General features: G+C 60.8%; 18 protein-coding genes and 1 tRNA gene. 5 read left to right on the top strand and 14 right to left on the bottom strand.

Annotated features, from left to right (window positions below; all coding sequences use genetic code 11):
• Window positions 1-38: 38 nt before the first annotated feature.
• Together mfd and pth are read right to left on the bottom strand one after the other, a co-directional pair.
• Window positions 39-3,554, bottom strand: a complete 3,516-nt coding sequence (mfd, locus tag HLG82_RS01120; RefSeq protein WP_193326929.1) for a transcription-repair coupling factor — start codon at window positions 3,552-3,554, stop codon at window positions 39-41.
• Between the two features lie 40 nt (window positions 3,555-3,594).
• The gene (pth, locus tag HLG82_RS01115; protein ID WP_193326928.1) at window positions 3,595-4,179 is read right to left on the bottom strand and encodes an aminoacyl-tRNA hydrolase; all 585 of its coding nucleotides are present in this window, start codon (window positions 4,177-4,179) and stop codon (window positions 3,595-3,597) included.
• A 281-nt stretch (window positions 4,180-4,460) separates the two neighbouring features.
• Between pth and HLG82_RS01110 the strand changes: the two genes are divergently transcribed.
• Entirely contained in the window at window positions 4,461-4,724 is a 264-nt protein-coding gene (locus HLG82_RS01110; RefSeq protein ID WP_193326927.1) for a hypothetical protein, read from the top strand.
• 256 nt (window positions 4,725-4,980) lie between these two features.
• On the opposite strand, the gene HLG82_RS01105 is transcribed toward HLG82_RS01110, so the two are convergent.
• Entirely contained in the window at window positions 4,981-5,592 is a 612-nt protein-coding gene (locus HLG82_RS01105; protein WP_193326926.1) for a 50S ribosomal protein L25/general stress protein Ctc, read from the bottom strand.
• 147 nt (window positions 5,593-5,739) lie between these two features.
• Here HLG82_RS01105 and HLG82_RS10550 point away from each other — a divergent pair, with 147 nt between their 5' ends.
• Window positions 5,740-6,123, top strand: coding sequence for an ATP-binding cassette domain-containing protein (locus tag HLG82_RS10550; RefSeq protein ID WP_193326925.1), 384 nt, complete (start codon window positions 5,740-5,742; stop codon window positions 6,121-6,123).
• On the opposite strand, the gene HLG82_RS01095 is transcribed toward HLG82_RS10550, so the two are convergent.
• From HLG82_RS01095 to HLG82_RS01085, 3 genes are all read right to left on the bottom strand, one after another.
• Window positions 6,092-7,075: a ribose-phosphate diphosphokinase gene (locus tag HLG82_RS01095; RefSeq protein WP_193326924.1), complete on the bottom strand. Its 984-nt coding sequence runs from the start codon at window positions 7,073-7,075 to the stop codon at window positions 6,092-6,094. The two genes, HLG82_RS10550 and HLG82_RS01095, sit on opposite strands and share 32 nt — an antisense overlap.
• Window positions 7,076-7,163: 88 nt before the next feature.
• On the bottom strand, window positions 7,164-8,189 hold the full coding sequence (locus HLG82_RS01090) for an NTP transferase domain-containing protein (protein ID WP_193326923.1): 1,026 nt from the start codon (window positions 8,187-8,189) through the stop codon (window positions 7,164-7,166).
• 24 nt (window positions 8,190-8,213) lie between these two features.
• A tRNA-Gln gene (locus HLG82_RS01085) sits at window positions 8,214-8,284 on the bottom strand.
• Between the two features lie 80 nt (window positions 8,285-8,364).
• On the opposite strand from HLG82_RS01085, the gene HLG82_RS01080 reads away from it, so the two are divergent.
• From HLG82_RS01080 to HLG82_RS01070, 3 genes are all read left to right on the top strand, one after another.
• Complete coding sequence (locus HLG82_RS01080; RefSeq protein ID WP_255313909.1) at window positions 8,365-9,015, top strand: TetR/AcrR family transcriptional regulator; 651 nt, start codon at window positions 8,365-8,367, stop codon at window positions 9,013-9,015.
• Window positions 9,016-9,309: 294 nt separating this feature from the next.
• A complete protein-coding gene (locus HLG82_RS01075; protein ID WP_193326922.1) occupies window positions 9,310-10,269 on the top strand; it encodes an ABC transporter ATP-binding protein in 960 nt (319 codons plus the stop codon).
• On the top strand, window positions 10,269-11,483 hold the full coding sequence (locus HLG82_RS01070) for an ABC transporter permease (protein ID WP_193326921.1): 1,215 nt from the start codon (window positions 10,269-10,271) through the stop codon (window positions 11,481-11,483). The genes HLG82_RS01075 and HLG82_RS01070 overlap by 1 nt, the downstream gene beginning before the upstream one ends.
• 194 nt (window positions 11,484-11,677) lie before the next feature.
• Here the strand turns inward: HLG82_RS01070 and HLG82_RS01065 are convergent, their stop codons facing one another.
• The 8 genes from HLG82_RS01065 to HLG82_RS01030 all read right to left on the bottom strand — a co-directional run bounded on the left by HLG82_RS01065 (window position 11,678) and on the right by HLG82_RS01030 (window position 24,308).
• On the bottom strand, window positions 11,678-12,220 hold the full coding sequence (locus tag HLG82_RS01065) for a MarR family winged helix-turn-helix transcriptional regulator (protein ID WP_193326920.1): 543 nt from the start codon (window positions 12,218-12,220) through the stop codon (window positions 11,678-11,680).
• Between the two features lie 46 nt (window positions 12,221-12,266).
• The gene (locus HLG82_RS01060; protein WP_193326919.1) at window positions 12,267-14,150 is read right to left on the bottom strand and encodes an ABC-F family ATP-binding cassette domain-containing protein; all 1,884 of its coding nucleotides are present in this window, start codon (window positions 14,148-14,150) and stop codon (window positions 12,267-12,269) included.
• Window positions 14,150-15,040 carry a 4-(cytidine 5'-diphospho)-2-C-methyl-D-erythritol kinase gene (locus tag HLG82_RS01055; RefSeq protein ID WP_193326918.1) on the bottom strand — a complete coding sequence of 297 codons (891 nt, stop codon included), beginning with the start codon at window positions 15,038-15,040 and terminating at the stop codon, window positions 14,150-14,152. Before HLG82_RS01055 ends, HLG82_RS01060 begins: the two co-directional genes overlap by 1 nt.
• A 39-nt stretch (window positions 15,041-15,079) precedes the next feature.
• Entirely contained in the window at window positions 15,080-15,964 is an 885-nt protein-coding gene (rsmA, locus tag HLG82_RS01050) for a 16S rRNA (adenine(1518)-N(6)/adenine(1519)-N(6))-dimethyltransferase RsmA (protein WP_193326917.1), read from the bottom strand.
• Window positions 15,965-17,137 (bottom strand): resuscitation-promoting factor, encoded by a 1,173-nt coding sequence (locus tag HLG82_RS01045; protein WP_255313908.1) that lies wholly within the window; start codon window positions 17,135-17,137, stop codon window positions 15,965-15,967.
• A 162-nt stretch (window positions 17,138-17,299) separates the two neighbouring features.
• Window positions 17,300-18,259 (bottom strand): TatD family hydrolase, encoded by a 960-nt coding sequence (locus HLG82_RS01040; RefSeq protein WP_193326916.1) that lies wholly within the window; start codon window positions 18,257-18,259, stop codon window positions 17,300-17,302.
• A gap of 1 nt (window position 18,260) precedes the next feature.
• Window positions 18,261-20,069: a methionine--tRNA ligase gene (metG, locus tag HLG82_RS01035; protein ID WP_193326915.1), complete on the bottom strand. Its 1,809-nt coding sequence runs from the start codon at window positions 20,067-20,069 to the stop codon at window positions 18,261-18,263.
• 177 nt (window positions 20,070-20,246) lie between these two features.
• Complete coding sequence (locus HLG82_RS01030) at window positions 20,247-24,308, bottom strand: SpaA isopeptide-forming pilin-related protein (protein ID WP_193326914.1); 4,062 nt, start codon at window positions 24,306-24,308, stop codon at window positions 20,247-20,249.
• Window positions 24,309-24,738 lie beyond the last annotated feature (430 nt).

Raw genomic sequence — 24,738 nt, 5'->3', positions numbered from 1 at the left:
GTTCACACGTGCCATCTGCCTAAATCACGAGTAGGTACCTAACTACCGATGCTGGCCAGCATGACCGAATCGATGACCGCCTCAACGAACTGCACCACGGCATCGCCTTCGATGACCTTCGCGGCGCCCAGGCGCCGCTCGTTCTCCACGGGCAACGGCACCAAGATCATCCGGATGGCGGGCTTAGCAACGGCTTTGGGGTACAGGCGGCGTAGGCGCGCCTGGCGGGAGTCGGGTAGAACCACGGGTGCGAAGCGCACGTTGTTGCCCTGCATCGTGATCTCTTCAATGCCCACAGAGCGCGCTTTCTCCCGCAGTTTGGCCAGCACAAACAGGCGGTCGACTTCCGCGGGCACCGACCCGTAGCGGTCGATGAGCTCTTGACGGATGTCGGAGCGCTGGGCCTCGTTGGTCGACGCCGCGATCTTGGTGTAAATCTCCAGCCGCAATCGCTCGGAGGTGACCCAGGTTTCGGGCACGTAGGCGTCCACCGGCAGCTCGATCCGCGTCTCGGCCGCCTTCTCGGCTTCGGTGCGCTGGTCCTGCCCGGTGATCCCGGCAACGGCCTCGGAGACCATGCGAATGTAGAGGTCAAAGCCAACGCCGGCGATGTGCCCGGACTGTTCGCCGCCCAGCAAGTTGCCGGCACCGCGAATCTCGAGGTCCTTGAGCGCCACCTGAAAGCCCGCCCCGAGCTCGGTATGCGAGGCGATCGTGCGCAGGCGTTCGAGCGCGGTCTCGGTCATCGTCCCGTCCGGCGGGTAGAGGAAGTAAGCGTAGGCGCGCTCGCGCCCGCGCCCCACGCGCCCACGCAGCTGGTGGAGCTGCGAAAGCCCGAGCTTGTGGGCGTTTTCCACGATGAGCGTGTTGGCGTTGGAAATATCGAGGCCGGTCTCGACGATCGTCGTGCACACGAGCACGTCGATTTCCTTATCCCAAAACTGCTGGATCACCTGCTCGAGCTGATGCTCGCTCATCTTTCCGTGCGCAACCCCGATGCCGGCGTCGGGAACTATCTCGGCCAGTTCCGCGGCCACCCGGTTGATGGACTGGGTGCGGTTGTGGACGTAGAAAACTTGACCGTCGCGCAGTAACTCGCGCTTGATCGCTGCGGCGATTTGCTGGTTTTCGTGCGCGCCGACGTAGGTCAGGATCGGGTGGCGCTCCTCGGGCGGGGTGGCGAGCGTGGACATCTGCCGCAGCCCCGTCACCGCCATTTCGAGCGTGCGCGGGATCGGGGTGGCCGACATCGCCAGCACATCGATAGCCGGATACATCTGCTTGAGCGTCTCTTTGTGCTCGACGCCGAAGCGTTGCTCCTCGTCGATGATGACCAGGCCGAGGTCCTTGAAGCGGACGTCGCCGGTGATGAGGCGGTGGGTGCCGATGACGACGTCGATCTCGCCGCGGCGCACGCCGTCCTTCACATCCTCGGATTCTTTCGCGGTTTGGAATCGCGACAGGCCGGCAACCTTGACGGGGAATCCGGCGTAGCGCTCCTGGAAGGTCTCCAAGTGCTGTTGGACGAGCAGCGTCGTCGGCGCGAGCACGGCCACCTGCTTGCCGTCCTGAACGGCCTTAAAGGCTGCACGGACGGCGATTTCGGTCTTGCCGTAGCCGACGTCGCCGGAGATGAGGCGGTCCATGGGCTCGGGCGATTCCATGTCGCGCTTGACCTCGTCGATGGTCGCCAGCTGATCTGGGGTCTCGACGAATTCGAAGGCGTCCTCGAGTTCGTGCTGCCAGGGCGTATCAGGCGAGAAGGCGTGCCCCTTCGTGGCCCGGCGCTGGGCATACAGGCGCACAAGTTCTTTGGCGATCTGCTTGACGGCCGCGCGCGCCTTGGACTTGGTCTTTTCCCAGTCGGCGCCACCCATCTTGTTCAGCGAGGGCGCATCGCCGCCCGAGTACTTCGAGATTTGGTCGAGCTGATCGGTGGGTACCCACAGCTGGTCGCGCGCTTGGCCGCGCTTGGTCGGCGCGTATTCGAGCACGACGTATTCGCGTTGGGTCCCGTTCGGCCCGCCGAGTTTGCGCTTGGCGAGCTGAACGAATTGCGCGACGCCGTGGCGCGCGTGCACGACGTAGTCGCCCGGCTTGAGCTGGAGCGGATCGACGGCGTTCTTGCGGCGCTTGGGCATCTGACGCTGCTGGGCAGATCGAGAGCGCTTGCGCCCCACGAGATCCATCGCCCCGAGCAGGGCAAACTTGGCCGTGTCGGCGATGAAGCCGGACTGGACGGGCGCGGTGACGACGGCGACGACGCCGGGGATCACCTCGCGTAGGTCCTCGGAAAAGACGGCCGGGACGTCGGCGTCGGCGAGCTGCTCAACCAGACGTCTTCCGAGACCGGCGCCCTCGACAGCAATGACGATCCGCCACTGGGCGCGAGCAAGGGTGGCGAGCTCGCGCAGGGCGGCGTCCACGTTTCCGGCGAAGTTGCGCGGCTCGCGCAGCGGCAACTGGACGGTGTCCGCGCCGGCGAAGCCGCCGATCGTCCACCAGCCGAGGCCCAGCTCAATGGCGCGCTCACGCACGTCGGGAATCTCCATGAAGGACGCCTTCGACACCGAGATTGGGATCGTCCCGCCCGCTGCCGCCGACGACCACGCGGCGGCCAAAAACTCCTGCGTCGTCTCCTGCAGGGACTGCGCACGCGCATCCAGGCGCTCAGGCTCCACGAGGAGGATGCGGGCATTGCCCGGCAACTCATCGACCAGCGGGTGCATGTCCTCCACTAGGACCGGCTGAAGCGACTCCATCCCCTCCACCGCGATGCCGCTGGCGATCTTGTCCAGCATGTCAACCGCGCCCGGAAGCTCCTCGAGGGCGTGGGCGGCACGCGAGCGAACGGCGTCGCTGAGCAAAATCTCCCGGCACGGCGGGGCATACAGCTCGCCGACGGCCTCCATCGAACGTTGGTCGGCGACGGCGAAGGAGCGAATCTCGTCCACCTCGTCGCCGAAGAACTCCACGCGAAGCGGGTGGTCGCACGTGGGAGGGAAGACGTCGATGATACCGCCGCGCACGGCAAACTGGCCGCGTGACTCGATCATGTCCACACGCTGATAGGCGGCAGCCACGAGGCGTTCTTGCAGGTCATCGAAGTCGACGACGTCACCCACGCGCAAACTGACCGGGACCAGCTCACCCAGGCCCGCCGCGATCGGCTGCAGGAAGGCGCGGATCGGCACAAGCAGGACGCGCAACTCGTCGAAGTTCTCCGGGTGGGCGAGGCGGCGCAGCGTCGTCAGGCGCTCGGCCACCGTGTCCGACCGCGGCGAGAGGCGCTCATGCGGCAGGGTTTCCCACGCGGGGAAGATCGCCATATTCTCCACCGGGATGTAGGCGCGCAGGGCGTCGCGGAGGTCCTCGGCTTCGCGGCCCGACGTCGTCACGGCCACTTGCAACCGCCCGTCGCCGGCGCTCAGGATCTCGGCGATGGCCGGGGCGAAGGCGCCGCGCGGCATGCCGACGTCGGCGTAGCGGGCGTTCGCGCGCGAGGACAGGGTGTCCTGGTCGCCGAGAATGGACAGAACTGGGCGGAGATCCATGGGGTCCTTACTTGGTGGTTCGCTGGTCGCGGCCGGGTCACTACTTGGTGTGGAGCCGCATCATGGCCTTGTCGAGGCCGATGAGGAGGATGTCTTCGACGGCGTCGGCGGCGAGGGCAATGAGGAGGTCGATCTCCTTGTTTTCCGATGAAGAAAAATCGGAGAGGACGAAATCGGCGGGATCTTGACGCCCGGGCGGGCGGCCAATGCCGAAACGGAGCCGGATGTAGTCCTGCGTGCCCAGCGACTGCGAGATCGACTTCAGCCCGTTGTGGCCGCCCGCCCCGCCGCCACGCTTGAGTTTGAGCTGGCCGAAGGGCAGGTCGAGGTCATCATGGATAACGATGAGGTCAGCCGGGGCAATCTTAAAGTACTTCATCAGCGAGCTCACCGGGCCACCGGACGTATTCATGTAGCCGTTCGAAACGCCGAGCACCGCCTGCTCTCCCGGCTTACCCGGCCCAATCCCCACACGCACCGACGCCGCCCGCGTATTCGACTGCTTATGCACCGACAGCGACGAGCCAGCGCGGCGCGCGAGCTCATGAATCACGTGCTGGCCAATATTGTGGCGCGTGTTTTCATACTTGGGGCCCGGATTTCCGAGGCCGATAACTGCGAACATGACATCCCTTCGACCGAACAAGCCTAGCAATATGGCCCGCCGGGAGCCATTGCCCCGGCCACACCTCGGCCCGCGCCTCGGCCCGTGCCTCGGCCCGCGCTGTACTAAGCTGCCTGGCACCCTATTAAATTGCGGACATTCCGGGTACTAAATCACACTTTAGTACAGCGCCGAGCCGGCCCAACCCGACCGCCCCGCACCTTAATACAGCGGCAGCGAGCTCGCCCACCAATGGTCACCCGATTTCGAAGGCGGTAAGCTCGAATAGCCATTAAACAATCATGCTAGGAGTGACCGTGGGCAAGTATTTCAACCAAGCCTTCGAGATTGACCGCCTCCGCAAGGAAAACGCACGTCTGCTGAAGATCAACGCTGAACTCAACGCACTGCTCGGCGACGCTGGGATCGACAACCCGTATGGCGTCACGCCCGACGAGCTCACACTGGCGACTTCCGGCCGAAAGATCGAGGCAATCAAGGCTTACCGCGCCCGCACCGGCGCCGATCTCCTTTCGGCCAAGAACGCCATCGACGCCGTCGCCTAACTCGACGCCACGCACTCAGCTCGCCGCACGCTTTCTTTCCAGCGAGGAGACCCGCCAGGCCTCGGCCACGCCGGCCGCGGCTATACCAGGCCCTGCCGCACCACCGACGCCAGCCCGCCAGACCCAGCCTGCTAGGCCCCACCACGCTAGCCAGACTCAACCAAAGCAAGGGATCCCAAAAGGGTCCGCCCCCGGATGGGGCGAACCCTTTCATGGAATGATTGGTTGCCTAAACCAATGAAGATACCCGAGCTGACTACTCGGCATCCGCGGTGGACGCCTCGTCAACAGCACCCTCGGCAGCTTCACCATCTTCCGGCAGCGTCTCAACCTGCGGGACAGCAATAACAACTACCACCTCATCCTGCGCAAGTTCGGTAGTAACACCAGCGGGGAACTTAACGTCTGCGATGGTGATGTTAGCACCATCCTCAGCACCCTCAACGTCAATGGTGATCGCCTCCGGAATCTCGCGCACGGGTGCCTCAACGGCAAGCGTCATCAGTTCGACGGTCGCGATGGCGTCGCCAGCAGGTTCACCTTCGACGACGACCGGAACGTCAACGGCGACCTTCTCGTCAGCCTTAACGCGCAGCAGGTCCATGTGCTCAATGACGCGCGAAAGCGGGTTGCGCTGAACATCCTTGACCATGACGAGCTGCTCGGCCGAATCAGACTTGAGCGTGATAAGCGCATTGGCGTTACCGCGCACCATCAGGAAGGCGGTGTGGTAGTCAACAACGTAGTGCTTGGGCTCTTCACCGTGGCCGTAGACGACGACGGGCATGCCGCCCTCGCGGCGGATGCGGCGGGAGGCACCCTTACCGAACTCGGTACGCTCGGTGATCTCGAGAATCTGCTTCTCCATGTCTATCTCCTGTTCTAGATGGCCCACAGTGCGTGGGCAGGCCTCGAAACGGAGGCTACGCCAGGCATAGACACCGCGTCGATAACGGAAGTTCAGCCGGATAGCTGCTTCCCTCGCCGAGGCAACTAGTCAAGACTACAACCCTACTTGCGCGACACCAAGGCGAACGACGAAGTTCACAGCATCCCGCGACAACACTCCGTTCAGCTCCCGCCACTCAGAAGAAAAACACCGAACAGATGCACCCGAGACCTCTCCGGTGGCGAAAGGCAGCGAACCGCGCTCGTCCGCGCGCTATCAACAGAACCAGCTTTGCTGATTGGGGATGACCCAACTGGCTCGCTCGACACCTATACGCGTGACGCCGCGGCAGACCTACTTTTCTCCACATCGAAGGAACGCAACGCGGCGCTCCTCGTTGTCACTCACGATCTCACTGTTGCCGAGCGGGCCGATATGATCCTTAATCTCGCCGAATACCAGCCGAATCAGTATGCTCCTAGGCGTGCGCCCCGTCGAATAGGCTCGTAACAGAGCCATCGTTGAAGACTTCCTGGATGGCACAGGCGAGCACGGGAGCGATCGGCAATACCGTCAGCTGCGGGAAGCGCTTCTCAACCGGGATTGGGAGCGTGTCGGTCAAAATGACCTCACGCACACCGCTTTCCGCCAGGCGCTGGGCGGCCGGGTCCGAAAGCACACCGTGGGTTGCCGCGATGATGACGTCCTTCGCGCCCGCCTCGAGCACAACGCGAACGGCGCCAGCGATGGTGCCGGCAGTGTCGATGAGATCGTCAACGATGACGGCGGTACGGCCAACGACGTCGCCCACCACACGATTAGCGGTTGCCTGGTTGGGACGAGTAATGTCACGCGTCTTGTGGACGAAGGCCAACGGCACGCCACCGAGACGCTCGCCCCACTGCTCGGCAACCTTGATACGGCCGGCGTCGGGAGAAACGATGACGGAGCTTTCGGGCTCGATGCGGGTGCGCACGTAGTTGACCAGCGTCGGCATGGCCCACAGGTGGTCAACCGGCCCGTCGAAGAAGCCCTGCGACTGCGCGGCGTGCAGATCCACGGACATGATACGGTCAGCGCCGGCGGTCTTGAACAGGTCAGCCATGAGGCGCGCCGAGATGGGCTCGCGCCCCTTGTGCTTCTTATCCTGACGGGCGTAGGGGTAAGAAGGCACGACGACGGTGATGCGCTTGGCCGAAGCCCGCTTAGCGGCGTCGACCATAATGAGGGTCTCCATGATCCACTTGTTGACCGGCGGCGTGATGGACTGAAGGACAAAAACGTCCGAGCCGCGCAGCGACTCGTCATACCGGACGTAGATTTCCGAGTTGGCGAAATCGTAGGCCGTCACCGGGAGAAGTTCGATACCGAGTTCTTCCGCCACCGCCTTTGCCAGTTCAGGGTGAGCGCGCCCGCTCGCCAGAACTAGATGCTTCTCACCGCTGGTGTGAATACCCGTCATCCCACTTCTCTCTTTTCGTTGGCCGCGGCGCGGCGACTGGTGTTCATACCCACCCTACCCCGCGCATTCAGGGCCGGATGGGCCCTTCTTACTTTTTGTTGGTAAGTATGCTGAATGGCGAGACAACCTCGCCCGCCTCGACCTCGACGCCGGATGCCACCGTGTGTGCGACGACGGCGCGCTCGCCAACGTTGACGGAGTCGAGTTCGGAATTCGGGCCGACGACGGCAAACGCCGCCACGTGCGTCGTGCCACGCAAGATGGTGCCGGGTTCAACGACGGCGTCGGGCTCGAGCGTGACGTCGACGTCGATGTGCGTCGTCGCCGGGTCGACGATGGCGACTCCGGAGCGCATCCACGCCTCCATGATGCGACGGTTCTTCTCGGCGCGCAGGCCAGCGAGCTGAACGAGGTCGTTCACGCCCTCCGCTTGGAGAGAATCTTCGAGAACGAAAGATCCGACGCCCTTGCCGAGCTGGTGAGCCCTGGCGACGACGTCGGTGAGATACATTTCGCCCTGAGAATTGTTCGTGTCGAGGTTGTCGAGGCTCTCGCGCAGGAACGCAATGTCGAAGACGTAGGTGGAGGTGCCAATTTCGCGAATGTTACGCTGGGCCTCGGTGGCGTCCTTGTGTTCGACGATCCCGACGACGTTGCCCAGCCCGTCACGCACGATGCGGCCGTAGCCGGTCGGGTCCGCAACAACCGTGGAGAGCACCGTCACGGCATTATCGCCGCAAGCATGAGCCTCAGAAAGCGCCGCGAGGGTTTCGGAGGTGAACATGGGCGAATCGCCGGCCATGATGAGGACGGACCCCTCAATATCGGCGGGCAGCCCCTGCAAGCCACACCACGCGGCTCGACCAGTGCCCTTGATCTCATCCTGATCAGCAATGACGGCATCAGGGTTGATGCTCGAGATATGCTCGGCAACCATCTGACGCTCATGGCGCACAACGAAAACCAAGTGTTCAGCGCCAGCGCCCACAACGGCGTCATTCACATGACCCACAAGGGAACGGCCGTTCATCGGCAACAGCACCTTCGGAATCGATGACTTGATACGCGTGCCTTTGCCAGCAGCAAGGACGATTGCTGCGGTGAGTGCGGCCATGTTTCCTCCTCGGGATCACGAGCGCTCCGCCACTAGGATTCGAACCTAGACAAAGGGTTCCAAAGACCCGTGTGCTGCCGTTACACCATGGCGGAATCTCCACCATTGTGCCAGTTTTGCGCAACCAATTTCCAATCAGATCGGCATTTAGCACCTCGTTTGCGATAATAGTCCCATGTTGAATGAGCCTGAATCCTCCAATCATCGCCCGAAGCGCTCGAGAATGACGCGTGTTCAGCGTCGCGAACAGTTAATCAGCATTGGCCGCCGCCTGTTTGCCGCGCACGGCTTCGACGCCGTCTCCGTCGAGGAAGTCGCGAGCGCGGCGGGCGTGTCCAAGCCGGTGATCTACGAGCATTTCGGCGGCAAAGAGGGCCTCTACCAGGTCATCGTGGATCGCGAGACGACCGCGCTCAACGAGCTCCTCCAGGACAAGATGCGCGTCGACCTTCGCCCGCGCGAAGCGCTTGAGGGCTCCATACTCGCCCTGCTCGATTACATCGAGGTCAATCCTGACGGTTTTGGGCTCATGGTTCACCAGTCGCCGGATGTCATTTCGGGCTCACAGTTTTCCACGATCATGTCCGACATGGGCGACTACCTGACCGAGCTCCTAGGCCCCTATTTCGACCATCTCGGCTTCGACGCCGACACGGCGCCGATGTACGCACAGATGCTCGCCGGGACAGTGGGCACGATGGGGCAGATATGGGCCAACGAGAAGACGCCGAGCAAGGAAGTCCTCGCGGCGCACCTCGTCAACCTCATCTGGAATGGCCTCCACGGCCTCGAGCGCGAGCCGCGGCTAGAGTTGCCGCTCAGCTAGGGCGCCCCTTCAAGTACTTGCACCAACGGAAAGGCCACGGGCGCGGCAGCAGGACGAGCTACGCCGCCACACGCGCCGGCCGCAAGGCCTACGCCACCTATAAAAGGCAGCTCGCGCAGCTTGTTTACCTCAGCGAACAGATACCTCTGGACAACTAACATCGCAGGTCAGACAGATGCGAGGGGTGGGGAGGGCTTCCCAACGACCGTTTTATCCACTTCACACACCGTAAGATCGAGTTATCGACCACCAACACATCGACTTTTCGATCACCTACAACTAGGAAAGAGAAACATGAGTCTCGAGATCAAAGAACTAAGGAAGGCCTTCGGTAAAACGCAGGCACTAGACGGAATGGACTTCACGGTCCACCCCGGCGAGGTGTATGGCTTCGTCGGGTCAAACGGCGCCGGCAAGACGACGACGATGCGCATCGTTCTCGGCATCCTGAACGCGGACTCGGGTGACGTGCTCAACAATGGCAAGGCGCTGACATTCGCCGACCGGCAGCACTTCGGGTACATGCCCGAGGAGCGTGGCCTTTACCCGAAGATGAAGGTCGGCGAGCAGCTGATCTACTTCGCTAAGCTTCACGGCCTTTCTGATGTCGATGCCCGCAAGGCGATGGAGTATTGGACCGAACGCCTCGGCGTTCACATGCGTCGCGGCGACGAGGTCCAGGCCCTCTCCCTGGGTAACCAGCAACGCGTCCAGCTTGCCGCCGCCCTCGTCCACGATCCGTCGATCCTCGTGCTCGACGAGCCCTTCTCCGGCCTCGACCCCCTCGCTGTCGCCGACATGAGCGCCGTACTGCGAGAGAAGGCCGCCAGCGGTGCCACCGTCGTCTTTTCCTCCCACCAGCTCGACCTCGTCGAGCGTCTCTGCGACCGCGTCGGGATCGCCTCGCTGGGCAAGATCGCCGCAGAGGGAACCATTGACCACCTGCGCGAGTCCGGCTCTGACGTCGTGATCGAGATTGAGGCTCCCGACGCCGTCGCCACGGCTAACGCTCTCCGCCAACTTGGTCTTTCGCCCGATTCCGACTCGCATCACGTCGTTCGCGCTAAGCTACCTGCCGGTATGGACGACCAGGAAGTTCTCCATGCCGCGCTTTCCGCCGGCCCTGTCCACAGCTTCACCCGGGTGCGCCCGTCGTTGACGGACCTCTTCGGTAGCATCGTGCAGATCCCCGCACCCCAGCCCGCCGAGGACCACAAGAAAAGCCGATTCTCCCTGTTTGGAGGCAAGAAGTAATGCTTATTCACGTCATCAAGCGCGAGTTCATGACTATGGCTCGCTCCAAGGCAATGATCATCTCGATCGCCGTCATGACCGTCCTCATTCTTGGCGCGGGTCTCGCCGGCCGATACTTCCTCTCCGACGATCCGAATGCGGAGGCGCCAACGGCGCCTATCATCGCCGTCGACGAGTCGGCGCAGGCCTACCTGCCCTACCTCGAAACCGCGGCTGCCGGCACCGGGATCACCACCGAAGTCATCGGCGCGGGCACGGCCGAGGACTACCTCCGCCAGCGTTACGAATCGGACGCCGATGGCTACGCCGTCGTCCTTGTCAAAGAAGGCGAGGTTCCGAGCGTCGTCGTCGAGGGCGATGGCACGCGCAGGGTGAACCCCGTCGTCGCCGCCACGATCAACACGGCCGCGAGCGCACAGCTCATGGAGTCCAAGGGCGCCACGCTTGCCGCGTCCGACTACGCGCAGCTGGCCTCCTCGGTCGACGTCACGCCACGATTCGTCTCCTTCGACCGCGGCAACCTGATGATGAACGACCCCATCGGATACATTACGTCGCTGGTGGGCATGATGGTCATGTTCATGATGATCATGCTCGGCATCACCACCATCGGCAACGGCGTGGTACAAGAAAAGTCCTCGCGCGTGGTGGAGATCCTGCTGACCACGATCCGGCCGCGCACCCTGTTGCTCGGCAAAGTGATCGGCATCGGGGTCTTCCTACTCCTTCAGTTCGCGGTCCTCATCGCTGCGGCACTTGTGGCCGTGAAGATCGCCGGAGTCGAGCTCGAACTCAACTTGGGCGGCTACCTAGGCTGGATGGTCCTGTGGATGGTTCTGGGCTTCTTCTTCTACGCGATGGTGATGGGCGCATTCTCCTCCCTCGCCACCCGCCAAGAGGACCTCAGCGCAGTCACCACCCCGGTGTCGATGGGAATGCTCGTGCCGTTCTACCTTGCGCTCTTCCTGGTTCCCAACGCCCCGGATTCGACCTGGACGAAGATTCTCTCCGCAATTCCGGGCCTCAGCCCGTTCATGATGCCCGTCCGCCAAGCCTACAAGGCCGTCAGCACACCCGAAATGCTGCTCGCAGCGGCACTCGGCGTCATCGCCATTCCACTCGTGGCCATGCTGGCGGGCAAGATCTATTCCAACTCGATCCTGCATACGGGCAAGCGTCTATCCATCATGCAGGCCTTCCGAGTCCGCCAGTAGGGTCCTGGCCACGGTGGGGCGGGGCAGGGGTGCACTAAAGTGGGTACCCACACCCAAGCCTCAGCTCCGCGCTGTACTAACCTGACTGACACCCTATTAAATTGCAGACATTCCGGGCACTAAACGACACTTTAGTACAGCGCGGAGATTGCCCCACTGGGACCGCCCACACTTTAGTACAGCGCGGGCAGCCCTCAGCCGGCGGCGCGCTTCTTGGACGCCTTCTTCGGCGGCGCCCCCTCGTGGCGCTCCGAGAGCGTGATGAGGACCTGGCGCAGGTACTCGGCGGCGCGCTCGTTTTGCTCGGAGTCGAATTGGGCAAGAATCTCACGCTCGACCTGCAGGAGCTCACCCATCGCATTGTCAACCGCGTTCAGCCCCTTCTTGGTAGCGCTAACCTGGACGACTCGCCCGTCGTCGGGCGCGGACTTGCGCGTCACCAGGCCGCTTTCCTGCATGCGGTCGATGCGGTTGGTGATGGTGCCGGAAGATACGAACGTGTCCTTCATGAGTTGGCCGGCAGTGAGGACGTGGTTGGGGTCGCGGCGCAGAGCGGCGAGCATCTCAAACTCCCACGTTTCGAGGCCGTGCTTGGCGTACACCGATCGGCGCACTTTCGAAAAGTGCCGGTTGACGCGGAGGAATCGCGAGAAGATTTCGAGCGGCGCTACGTCAAAGTCGGGTCGCTGGGTGTGCCAGGCTGCGACGACGTCGTCCACTTCATCGTGTTTGTACATGCCACGATTTTACTTCACGTCGAGATAAACGGGAAGTCGCGAGCGCTCAGCCGTAATATTCTGCCTGTTCGCCAGCCTCCAGCCACTCCATTTCGAGTTCGTCGAGCTGGTCCTTGAGCTGGGCGATCTCTTTGCCGAGGCTGGCAAGCAGATCATAGTCGCCCGTCTGCCCGACGTTCGCCGCCACCTCGCCCTGCTTCACGCCGAGCTGGTCAATCTGCTCACGCACGCGGCCCATTTTGCGCTCCACACGCGCCATCGCCTTGCGCGCCTCGCGTTCTTTGGCGGCATTCTTCGTCGGCGACGCCGTCGCACCAGTCGCGCCCACGGCCCCGGCACCCACACCAGCTCCCCTACCCGACCCGGCGCCAATCGCGCCAGCGCTGGCGGCCTTGGAGAGCTCGAGGTACTGATCGACGCCGCCAGGTAGCCCTCGAACCTCGCCGCCCATCACAGCCACTTGATGGTCGGTTGTGCGTTCGAGCAGGTAGCGATCATGGGAGACGACAACGAGCGTCCCTGGCCAGGAGTCGAGGAGATCCTCGATGGCAGCCAGCGTGTCGGTGTCGAGGTCGTTGGTGGGCTCGTCGAGTAGGAGTACGTTGGGTTCACGCATGAGGAGGCGAAGGAACTGCAGACGGCGTCGTTCGCCACCCGAAAGGTCGGCCACCGGGGTCCAGGCGCGCTCGCGGGTGAAGCCGAGCCGCTCGACCAGTTGCGAGGCCGAGGTTTCCTTCCCGCCGATCATCATGTGGGTCGCGATGTCGGCAACGGACTCGACGACGCGGCGGTGGGCCACCTCGTCAAGTTCCTTGGTGTCCTGGCTGAGCACTGCGAGCTCCACAGTCTTGCCGGTCTTGACGGCACCCGACGTCGGCGATAGGGCTCCCGAGATCAGCCCCAGGAGCGACGACTTTCCGGCGCCATTGCGACCCAAAATACCTAGGCGCTCGCCGGGGGCAAGACGCAGGGTAACATCGTCGAGAACGGGGGCGTTCGCACCCTCCCACGCGAAGGTGACGTCCTCGAGGTCCACCACTTTCTTTCCCAGGCGGGTCGTGGCCATCTTCGTCAGTTCGACGGTGTCGCGCGGCGGCGGTTCGTTGGCGATCAGCTCATTGGCCGCGTCGATGCGGAACTTCGGCTTCGAAGTGCGAGCCGGCGCACCACGTCGCAACCAGGCCAGCTCCTTGCGCAGCAGGTTCGCGCGCTTCTCCGCCGCCTGGACGGCAAGGCGCTGGCGCTCGGCGCGTTGGAGAATGTATGCGGCGTATCCGCCCTCATAGGTTTCGACGAATCCGGGCACGGGAGCCCGCCCGCCGGCACCGTCGTGACCAGGCACGACTTCCCACAGCCGCGTGCAGACGGCGTCGAGGAACCATCGATCGTGGGTGACCACAACCAACGAGCCCTCCCCGCGCCCAAACCTCTCGTTGAGATAGCCCGCCAGGTAGGTCACGCCCTCGATGTCGAGGTGGTTGGTGGGCTCGTCGAGAACGACGACGTCGGCGTCGCGCACCAGCGTTGCAGCCAGCGCAACACGGCGACGTTGGCCACCGGAGAGCTGGCCGACGAGGCAGTCGACGTCGACGTCGGGAATCAATCCGGCGTGAAGCTCGCGCACCCGCGCGTCCGATGCCCACACGAAGGTGGCGGCATCGCCGTGAATGGCGTCGCGCACGGTCTGGTTCGGGTCGAGGCTGTCAGCTTGGGTGAGGATCGCAAAACGCGTACCACCCTTCATCGTGACGCGTCCCGTATCGGGCTCGAGTGCGCGGGTCATGAGTTTGAGCAGAGTCGACTTGCCCCCGCCATTAGGGCCAACGACGCCGATGCGGGAGCCGTCTTCGAGCGAGAGGTTAAGGTCGCCAAGAATCGGGCGGGATCCAAGGGAAACCCCTACGCCTTCCATACCGAGAATATGTGCCACTACTCGACCGTCCTGATGTGTGCGCCTGCGGCGGGGCCGTGGGCGATGTAGACCTGCGTGTCGGGGAAATCGGCGCGCAGCTGAGCCGCCACTTCCTGGGATTCCTCGGGCGTCACGAGAACCGCAATCGTGGGTCCCGAGCCGGAGAGAATAACATGGCGCCCGCCTGCGGCAATGGCGTCAATGGCCGCCCCTAACTCCGGGCGGAGGCTCCGCGCGGCCACCGCCAGATCGTTGGCCAACAAGGCCCCCACCTCGTCCACGGTCCCATCGGACAGGGCCCGGCGGAGTGCAACCGTATCTGCCGGACCGCCGGCATCCGGGTGGAGGCGATCAAATTCGCGGAACACGGCGGGGGTCGATAGCCCGTCGGGGCGAGTCAGGAGCACCCAGGCGTGCATCGAGTTCACGCGCACATGCTCCAGCTCCTCGCCACGCCCGCGGCCGTGCGCGACGCCACCGAAGAGGCTGAAAGGAACGTCCGATCCGAGCTCCGCCCCAATCTGGAGCAACTCCTCCATTCTCAGCCCCAGCTCCCACAGCTCGTTGAGGGCCAGGAGTGTGCCGGCCGCGTCGGCCGATCCGCCGGCCATTCCGCCCGCAACGGGAATCCGCTTCGTGATGGTGATGTGTGCGCCCGCGGTGGTGCCAGTCTTCTCCTGAAGCGCCTTAGCCGCGCGGATGGCAAGATTCGTCCCATCTACCGGCAGGTCCTCCCCAAGCCCGATGATCTCGAGCGACAGCGCGTCGGCACGCTGCGCGTCGACATCATCAAAAATATCGAGGGCCTCGAAAACAGTATCGAGAGGATGGAATCCATCGGGGCGCGGGCCACCGACCCGCAGAGCGAGATTAACTTTACCGGGAGCTGAAACTAGAACGCGTTGCACGTGCCCTATCGTAGCGCCTCCACCGGCAAGCCCACGATCCTAGCGGGCGGCGCTTGCGATCTTTACGAAGTCTTCGATGCTCAGCCGCTCGCCTCGCAACGTCGGATCCACGCCCGCGCCACGCACGATAGCTTCCGCCTGGGCCGGGCTTCCAGCCCACGAGGCAAGCGCGCCGCGCAGGGTCTTACGGCGTTGGGCGAAAGCGGCGTCGACGACGTCAAACGTCGCCTCACGAAGCTCTTCAGGGTAGCGCGCCGATTCCGGGCGGTCGAAGTGCACGAGCGCCGAATCCACATTCGGCACCGGCCAAAAGACGTTACGGGAGATCTTGGCGCCACGCCGAACGTCGGCATACCAATTAGCTTTGGCCGAGGGCGCCCCGTAGACCCGCGAGCCCGGCTCGGCTGCAAGCCTGTCCGCCACTTCCAGCTGGACCATGACCGTCACCGAACGCAACGACGCCAGCTCCTCCAAAAGAGTAAGAATGACCGGCACGGCCACGTTGTACGGCAGGTTTGCAACTAAATGGGTGGGCTCGTAGGGCTGGCCAGGATGCGCCTGCGCATACAAGGCCGGGACCGCCAAGCCACCATGACGTACCTTGAGAGCATCGCGCAGGAGTACGGCGAAACGATCCCTCGCCTCCGGCATCATCGCCTCGATCGTCGACGGCAAGGCGGCCGCCAGCGGCGGATCAATCTCAATAGCAGACAACACCGCGCCCGCCTCGAGAATGGCCAAGGTCAGCGACCCGAGCCCGGGGCCGACCTCAAGGACGAGATCGCCCTGGCTCACACCCGCATCACGGACGATGCGGCGCACCGTACCGGCGTCGTGAACAAAATTCTGACCGAGTGTCTTGGTAGGGCGAATGCCGAGTTGATCGGCAAGTTCGCGTATGTGAACCGGGGTAAGGAGCGCCATTTAGTACCAGCCGCGGGCCTGAGAGTGATTCCATGCCCCGCAGGGGGTGCCATAACGGCCCGCGATGTACCCGAGCCCCCACGAAATCTGGGTGGCCGGGTTCGTCTGCCAGTCTGCGCCGGCTGAGGCCATCTTGGAGCCGGGGAGTGCCTGCGGGATGCCGTAGGCGCCCGAGGAGCGGTTCATCGCCTGAGAGTTCCAACCGGATTCACGCTGCCACAGAGCGTCGAGGCAGGCCCACTGGTCGCCACCCCAGCCGCGCGCAGCAACCATGCCCTGCGCAATTTCGCGAGCAGAGCCAGGCGGAACGGGCGCGCCTGCTGGAGCCGGTGTGCCGGCGGCGGGCGCGGCGTTTGCGTCACGCATGCCCACGTGAATAACTTCCTTGACGGGCTCGCTCTCCACGGCCTCCAGGACGAGCGCGCGGCTCACCTCGGCACCATCGCGGTACGTGACCTGATAGTTACGGATCGACTTCCCCTCGACACCCGCCGTGGCAACCTTTTCCTCACCCTTGGGCAGGGTGTCGGTCTCCACGCGCTCGGTCTCGAAGGGCGTGGCGCTCTCTTCGGTGACAACCTTGTTGACAACACGCACGATGGTCACTGGCGCAGTTGTCACGACGTCGGCTAGGGACACCGACACCTCGTCGCGCGAAGCAATCGAAATTCCGGCGTTAACAAGAGCCGCGGCGTAGGTGTCGCCCGACTTGGCGTCAATCTTGACGGTCTTGCCATCTACCGTGAGGTCAAAAGAAACCGACGACGCCGAGGTCGTCGCGCTCGGCGCAGTGTCAACGACGGCGGCCACGGCACGCTCGGCTCGCGGCACATCAGCAATCGACGGGAACACAGTTCCACCCGCGGCCAGCACCGCGATGGAGGCGGCTCCCGCGGCCTGAAGTACCTTCGAATAGCGGCGCGGCTTGGAGACCGCCACACCGGTTGCCCGCGAGGTGACCAGGTTGAAGTTCATGTGCTCGGCGTACGGCTGACCGCCGGAGGTAACGACGCGCTTGATCGAGGCAATCTCCGCGGTGTCCGCAGACTGCGCAGCCCGCTCGGCCATGCGCCGGGCACGGCGCGAGCCTGGCTTCGGGGGCACATCCAACAGGTGCGGATCAAAGGCGCTACCCCGGCTGCTCGAATGGTCTGTCAAAACGTCTCCAGTCAATCTGCCTGCAGAAAGGCCAGCTCACCGGCCTTCCGTAACAATACTGAGATTGATTGTAACCAAATTGTTATTTAATGCAACCGGCTTGTGCGTGATGTTACATATCAAGGACTTAAGATGCCCGGCGTTGAACCCACGTCCGGTACTAAAGGTGGCACGCGGTCAGATTCCGTAAACTTCGCGTGTTGTACGATCCACCACCGCACAGAACTCCTCGAGAGAGAGCCCGCGGTGACGGGCGAGGTAGCCCGCCGTGTATACCACCGCCCATGTGGCGTTCGGCTGCCCCCGGTAAGGCGCCGGAGTCAAATAAGGGGCGTCGGTTTCGAGCAGAATGAGGTCGTTCGGCAACGCGTCGAAGGCATCGCGCAGGTCATCATTGGCGGGATAGGTGACCGGTCCCGCGAAGGACGCATACCAGCCGTTCTGCCGGCAGACCGTTGCGAGGTCGGCGTCGCCGGAAAAGCAGTGGAACACCGTGCGTTGCGGCGCACCATCCCGCTTGAGAATCTCGACGACATCAGCGTGTGCGTCCCTATCGTGAATCTGCAACGGCTTGCCCAGTTCCTTGGCAAGCGCAATGTGCTCGCGGAAAGACCGCTTCTGCGCCTCTTTGCCGAGCTCCCCCGTACGAAAGTAATCCAAACCAGTTTCACCAATTGCAACGACGCCGTCTTCCCGGCCCAGTCGAGCCACTTCGGCTATCGCATCGTCAAGTGGGATGGAGTGGTGTGCTTCTGCACGCGGTTCGAGTCCATCAGGGGCGACTTCGCGGACGCCCGCATGCATGGCCGCCTCGTTGGGATGGATAGCAAGAGCAGCCCAGAGTTCCGGATAGTCGCGGGCGAGGTCCGCGGTCCACTGAAGGTCAGGGTATTCGCATCCAGAAGTGATCGCGGCACGCACGCCCGACCGTGCCATCGCCTCGCGGAGGTTCTCGAGGAGAATCGGCGGCTTCCAGTCACCGGCGAGGTTGAGGCGTTGGACGGGCCGATCTGATCCAGCGTCGGGAGCTGGATCGGGAGAAATATGGGTGTGGTTATCGACGATCGGGACCGTCAGCGGGGCCGGGATGGCCGGGTATGCCCGCCGACGGTCCTTTTTCGAGGTCGAATCACCCACGTTATTCAGTCATCCCCAAGTGTGCCAGCTCCTCCTCGACGATGGACTCGTCAAGCTTGACAAAGGCAGGCTTCGGCTTTTCGATTGGGGTGCCAGGAACGACGACGCGGCGCTCCCAGCCGCGCACGTTCGTGTAGTCACCCGTGATGATCGGATACGGATAGCCCGAATCGAGGTCGGTTACTTCACGGATCTGCGGCATCGGGGCGATGTCACCGGCGCCGCCAAGCACGGCGTCGATCGTGTTGGACGAATGCGGGAGGAAGACGCACATCATGGTATTGAGGTCGGAAACAACCTGGATGAGCGTGTTGAGGATGGTCGCAAGGCGCTCGCGCTGCTCGGGGGCCTTGAGCTTAAAAGGCTCAGTGCGGGCGACGTAGGCGTTTGCCTCGCCCACGAGTCGCATGATCTCCGCGAGAGCTGCACGCTGGGAATGATTACCAATGAGCTCGCCCACACGGTCAAAGCCGGCTCCGACGGCATCGAGAAGCTCCCGGTCAATATCCTCAAGCTCGCCGGGGGCGGGAATCTCGCCGAAGTTCTTTGCGATCATCGCTGCGGCACGATTGACGAGGTTGCCCCAGCCGGCCACAAGCTCTGAGTTGTTGCGGCGCAGGAATTCAGACCAGGTGAAGTCGGCGTCTTGGCTCTCGGGTCCGGCGATGGAGATGAAGTAGCGCAGGGCATCGGGTTGGTAGCGGGACAGGACATCACGCACGTAAATGACCACGTTCTTCGACGAGGAGAACTTCTTGCCCTCCATCGTCAGGAACTCCGAGGCCACGACCTGCGTAGGCAGGTTCAGGCGTCCCATGCCGCCCGGCTGGCCGCCCTTGCTTCCCTCGCCGTTGTAGGCAAGGAGTTCCGCGGGCCAGATCTGGGAATGGAAGACAATGTTATCCTTGCCCATAAAGTAGTACGACAGCGCCTCCGGGTCCGTCCACCACAGCTTCCAGTCCTCAGCCGAGCCGGTACCGTCCGCTTCGCGGCGACGTGCCCATTCGATGGCGGCCGAGAGGTAGCCAACGACGGCGTCAAACCACACGTACAGACGCTTGTTCGGCTTATCTTCCCATCCCGGAACCGGGATGCCCCACGAGATGTCCCGAGACATGGCACGCGGACGGACATCCTCGAGGAGGTGCTTGGAGAAGGCGATGACGTTCGGTCGCCACTTGCCGTCCTTTTCCACCCCGTCGAGCCAGGTGCCCAGCGCATCGGCAAGCGCAGGCAGATCAAGGAAGTAGTGTTCGGTCTCCTTGAATTCTGGCGGGAGACCCGAGACCTTAGAAATTGGATCAATGAGATCCTGCGGGTCGAGCTGGTTGCCACAGTTGTCACACTGGTCGCCACGCGCGCCGGGAGCCTTGCAGATCGGGCAGGTGCCCTCAATGTAGCGATCGGGCAACGTGTTGCCGGTCTTCGGATCGATAGCCACCGGAGTCTGTTCGGCGATCATGTAGCCGTTGTCGCGGCAGCCACGGAAAAGATCCTGAACGACCTGCTCATGATTCGTGGTCGTAGTGCGCGTGAAGAGGTCATAGGAAAGGCCGAGCTTGACGAGGTCCTCCACGATGACGCGGTTGTTCTTGTCAGCTAGCTCTTGGGCGGTCACGCCCTCCTTATCGGCGGCAACCAGAATCGGCGTACCATGCTCGTCCGTACCGGAAACCATCAGCACATCGTGGCCCTGCATTCGCATGTAACGAGAGAAAACGTCCGAGGGCACGCCAAAGCCGGCAACGTGGCCGATATGGCGTGGTCCGTTTGCATAGGGCCAAGCAACTGCTGAAAGGATTCTAGACATACTCTAAGGTTAGCCTTTCGGCGTGTATTGGCGAAACTTGCGCCCATGGATTGTGGATTGTTAAGCAGCAGCATCAGCGCCTTATTGCACAGGATACGGTTGTGGGGTGGAAACTTTCGTTTCCACCCCACAACTTAGCTCAACTCATAGGAGCTTTGACCGCTAAGCAGGTCCAGTCTAGGCTTTCTTCCTGCGTAGCAGCAGTGCGCCGGCAGCGAGGAGCATCGCTGTTACTGCGCTCAGTCCTGCAATGTTGGCACCTGTCCACGCGAGAACATCGTGCTTCTCAGGCGTGTTTGACGTTTCAGAAGTCGGAGCGGGCGTAGCAGGCACCGATGACTCATCATTAGGAGTCGGCACTTCCGAAGGCGTCGGCGCCGGAGCAGGCTTAAGCTCATCAACCATCTGAACCTTCGCCTCATCCGCCGCAACATACTTACCCGAAGCCGAATCCTTAATCTCCAGCTTCTTATCAGCAGTCACACGGAACTCAATCGCACTCGCGATCTCATACCCCTCAGGAGCAGACTTCTCAGTCAACGTGTACTCACCAGCAACCAACGTCAACACCTTAGCCACACCAGTAGAGACCCACTCCTCAGAGAAGTCATCCCCACCAGTAACAGTCAACGTCGCACCAGCAAGCTCATTACCCTGACCAGCAGCAACCTTCGAGAACGTCACATCCAACTTCGGAGCAGGCTTAAGCTCATCAACCATCTGAACCTTCGCCTCATCCGCCGCAACATACTTACCCGAAGCCGAATCCTTAATCTCCAGCTTCTTATCAGCAGTCACACGGAACTCAATCGCACTCGCGATCTCATACCCCTCAGGAGCAGACTTCTCAGTCAACGTGTACTCACCAGCAACCAACGTCAACACCTTAGCCACACCAGTAGAGACCCACTCCTCAGAGAAGTCATCCCCACCAGTAACAGTCAACGTCGCACCAGCAAGCTCATTACCCTGACCAGCAGCAACCTTCGAGAACGTCACATCCAACTTCGGAGCAGGCTTAAGCTCATCAACCATCTGAACCTTCGCCTCATCCGCCGCAACATACTTACCCGAAGCCGAATCCTTAATCTCCAGCTTCTTATCAGCAGTCACACGGAACTCAATCGCACTCGCGATCTCATACCCCTCAGGAGCAGACTTCTCAGTCAACGTGTACTCACCAGCAACCAACGTCAACACCTTAGCCACACCAGTAGAGACCCACTCCTCAGAGAAGTCATCCCCACCAGTAACAGTCAACGTCGCACCAGCAAGCTCATTACCCTGACCAGCAGCAACCTTCGAGAACGTCACATCCAACTTCGGAGCAGGCTTAAGCTCATCAACCATCTGAACCTTCGCCTCATCCGCCGCAACATACTTACCCGAAGCCGAATCCTTAATCTCCAGCTTCTTATCAGCAGTCACACGGAACTCAATCGCACTCGCGATCTCATACCCCTCAGGAGCAGACTTCTCAGTCAACGTGTACTCACCAGCAACCAACGTCAACACCTTAGCCACACCAGTAGAGACCCACTCCTCAGAGAAGTCATCCCCACCAGTAACAGTCAACGTCGCACCAGCAAGCTCATTACCCTGACCAGCAGCAACCTTCGAGAACGTCACATCCAACTTCGGAGCAGGCTTAAGCTCATCAACCATCTGAACCTTCGCCTCATCCGCCGCAACATACTTACCCGAAGCCGAATCCTTAATCTCCAGCTTCTTATCAGCAGTCACACGGAACTCAATCGCACTCGCGATCTCATACCCCTCAGGAGCAGACTTCTCAGTCAACGTGTACTCACCAGCAACCAACGTCAACACCTTAGCCACACCAGTAGAGACCCACTCCTCAGAGAAGTCATCCCCACCAGTAACAGTCAACGTCGCACCAGCAAGCTCATTACCCTGACCAGCAGCAACCTTCGAGAACGTCACATCCAACTTCGGAGCAGGCTTAAGCTCATCAACCATCTGAACCTTCGCCTCATCCGCCGCAACATACTTACCCGAAGCCGAATCCTTAATCTCCAGCTTCTTATCAGCAGTCACACGGAACTCAATCGCACTCGCGATCTCATACCCCTCAGGAGCAGACTTCTCAGTCAACGTGTACTCACCAGCAACCAACGTCAACACCTTAGCCACACCAGTAGAGACCCACTCCTCAGAGAAGTCATCCCCACCAGTAACAGTCAACGTCGCACCAGCAAGCTCATTACCCTGACCAGCAGCAACCTTCGAGAACGTCACATCCAACTTCGGAGCAGGCTTAAGCTCATCAACCATCTGAACCTTCGCCTCATCCGCCGCAACATACTTACCCGAAGCCGAATCCTTAATCTCCAGCTTCTTATCAGCAGTCACACGGAACTCAATCGCACTCGCGATCTCATACCCCTCAGGAGCAGACTTCTCAGTCAACGTGTACTCACCAGCAACCAACGTCAACACCTTAGCCACACCAGTAGAGACCCACTCCTCAGAGAAGTCATCCCCACCAGTAACAGTCAACGTCGCACCAGCAAGCTCATTACCCTGACCAGCAGCAACCTTCGAGAACGTCACATCCAACTTCGGAGCTGACTTCTTGTCGACCATTTGAACGACTGGGATGACCGACTTTGGGTTCGTCAACGTGCCGATGAAGTTTTGATACGCGCTGTTGTTCGGCGCGTAGATCGGAATCTTTACATCTTCAGGCACCTTGGCGTCGCCTTCGGCGTATTCGATCAGTTTCTTATAAGCAGATTTAATCGATTCGTTCTTCGGATCGAGGATCCCCTTAAAGCCATGTGCGGCCTGCTCGTCTTTAGCAGCTTCAATCTCTTCCAGACCAAAAGAATCAGAAAAATAGTAAATCGCCATTTGTGTGATTGCACGGAAGGCTGTATCACTCAGGCCATTCTTAAGGCCCGCACCGTTCTTTGGATAACCAGCATAAATAACGCGACCAATCGAATCAGCAAAACGCACCGGATCTGTGACCCTAGGCTTTTTAGCAAGACCAATCAGTGACGAGTCACTATATTGCGCTGTAAACTTTGGTGCTGGCTGGAAAGTTGCGACATCAGGATCAACGTTTTCCCCGTAATCGTACGAGTCTGTCGGCTGCTTCAAATTAATGTTAAAGCAGTAGATAACTTCGTCGCCCTCAGCAGAGCTCTCGTTCGTAACACGGTCCACATAGTAGAACTTTCCATAAGGTGTATTGCCCCACGAAACGTTGTCATTGTTCATATCGTTATATGCCGTGAGTTGCTTCGGATCCTCAGGAACAAAGAGCGAAGAATCTTTCCACCCCACACCATCCTTCAAGTAGAGCTTTTGCCCCTCTACCTTAAAGACAATATTCGAAGCCTTGTCATACCCTTCAGGCACTTCCTGTTCGACGTAAGTGTAGACGCCCGCTTCGATAGAGACATCCTTGACACCCCCGCTTTCCCAGGTTTCGACAGGCTGCACCTTATCGGGAACATCTTGCGGATACTCGCCTTGATACAGGGCAAGCTTGGCACCTTTAAGCTCGCTGGAAAGGTCGTTGTCACCCAGCTTGCTAAATCGCAGCTTCAGCTGAGACTTCTCTGGATTCGGCTTAGGCTCATCAAAACGCGGTTCAATTGGCGTTCCATCCAAAGGACTAACAAAACGTGCACCGAGAAGATTTTGGTAATTATAGCCAGGACCTGTGGGTTTCACAACCTTATAAATCTCTAAGGTCTCCACCTGTGGATCGGCAACAATCAGCTTCACCGAAGCATCCGCCTGTTTCGTGAGAATCTTATAAGCCTTATTTATATTCTCATATGTACCGCCCGTGGCGTCGTGAAGATATTGTCCATTATCGGAATCAGAGTAGTACCAAACTGCCAACTGAGTCGCATATTGGAATTCAAGGTCGCTCAGACCCAAGGATTCTTGGAGTTTTGATGCGTTATTCGGAAAACCGTTTTTGAGTACATCCAGAATATCCTGGTCATCTTTCTTGCGTGCATTATCCGCATAATCAGTCAGCGGTTCACCGAAATGCTTCTCGTACCGCAACTCATGACCCGTCTGAGGGTTATTGGGATCGTACGGACCATTAAGAGAATCGTGCTCGTTCGGGATTGCACGATCCATATTGAAACAATAGACAGTCTCTTTAGCTGCCTCATCACCCTCAGGGTAAGCCACGAGTGGTGCAGGATGCGCCTTTTGCACCTTCCCGTCCCCATAAGGAGGAAAGATCATTAATTGCGAATCTGTATGCCCCTTATAAAGTCCTTTTGCTGTATGGGCCATCGCAGGCGGAGCCCATACAGCAGCCAATATCAACAATAGGCTGAGTACGATCCCCCCTCCCCGTAATGTGCGCGTGTTTGCCATGATTTTCTCCATCCCATGCATAGCGCTTCCATTAGCACAAAAATGCGCTTAATATCCTTTTTATAATACACTCCCAAGACCAGCTAAGCGAACTAGGAGCGTGTCAAGTTGTTTGTGCAAATGATGATTTAAATGCAGTTGAAGCAGTTGGTGAAGCGTCCTGGGTTTTGTCCCGCCTCTTATACAGGGGTCAGCTCGCTGATCTAGCGTTGATTGCAGCTGGTGTCAACCAAACCTACAGCAGTCCCACCAAAACCGAGTTAGCCACCCATCACCACATAAATCTCCGTAGGCG

This window comes from Trueperella pecoris (genome assembly GCF_014926385.1).
GTDB lineage: Bacteria > Actinomycetota > Actinomycetes > Actinomycetales > Actinomycetaceae > Trueperella > Trueperella pecoris.
This window is presented reverse-complemented; position numbering and strand designations above follow the sequence as displayed.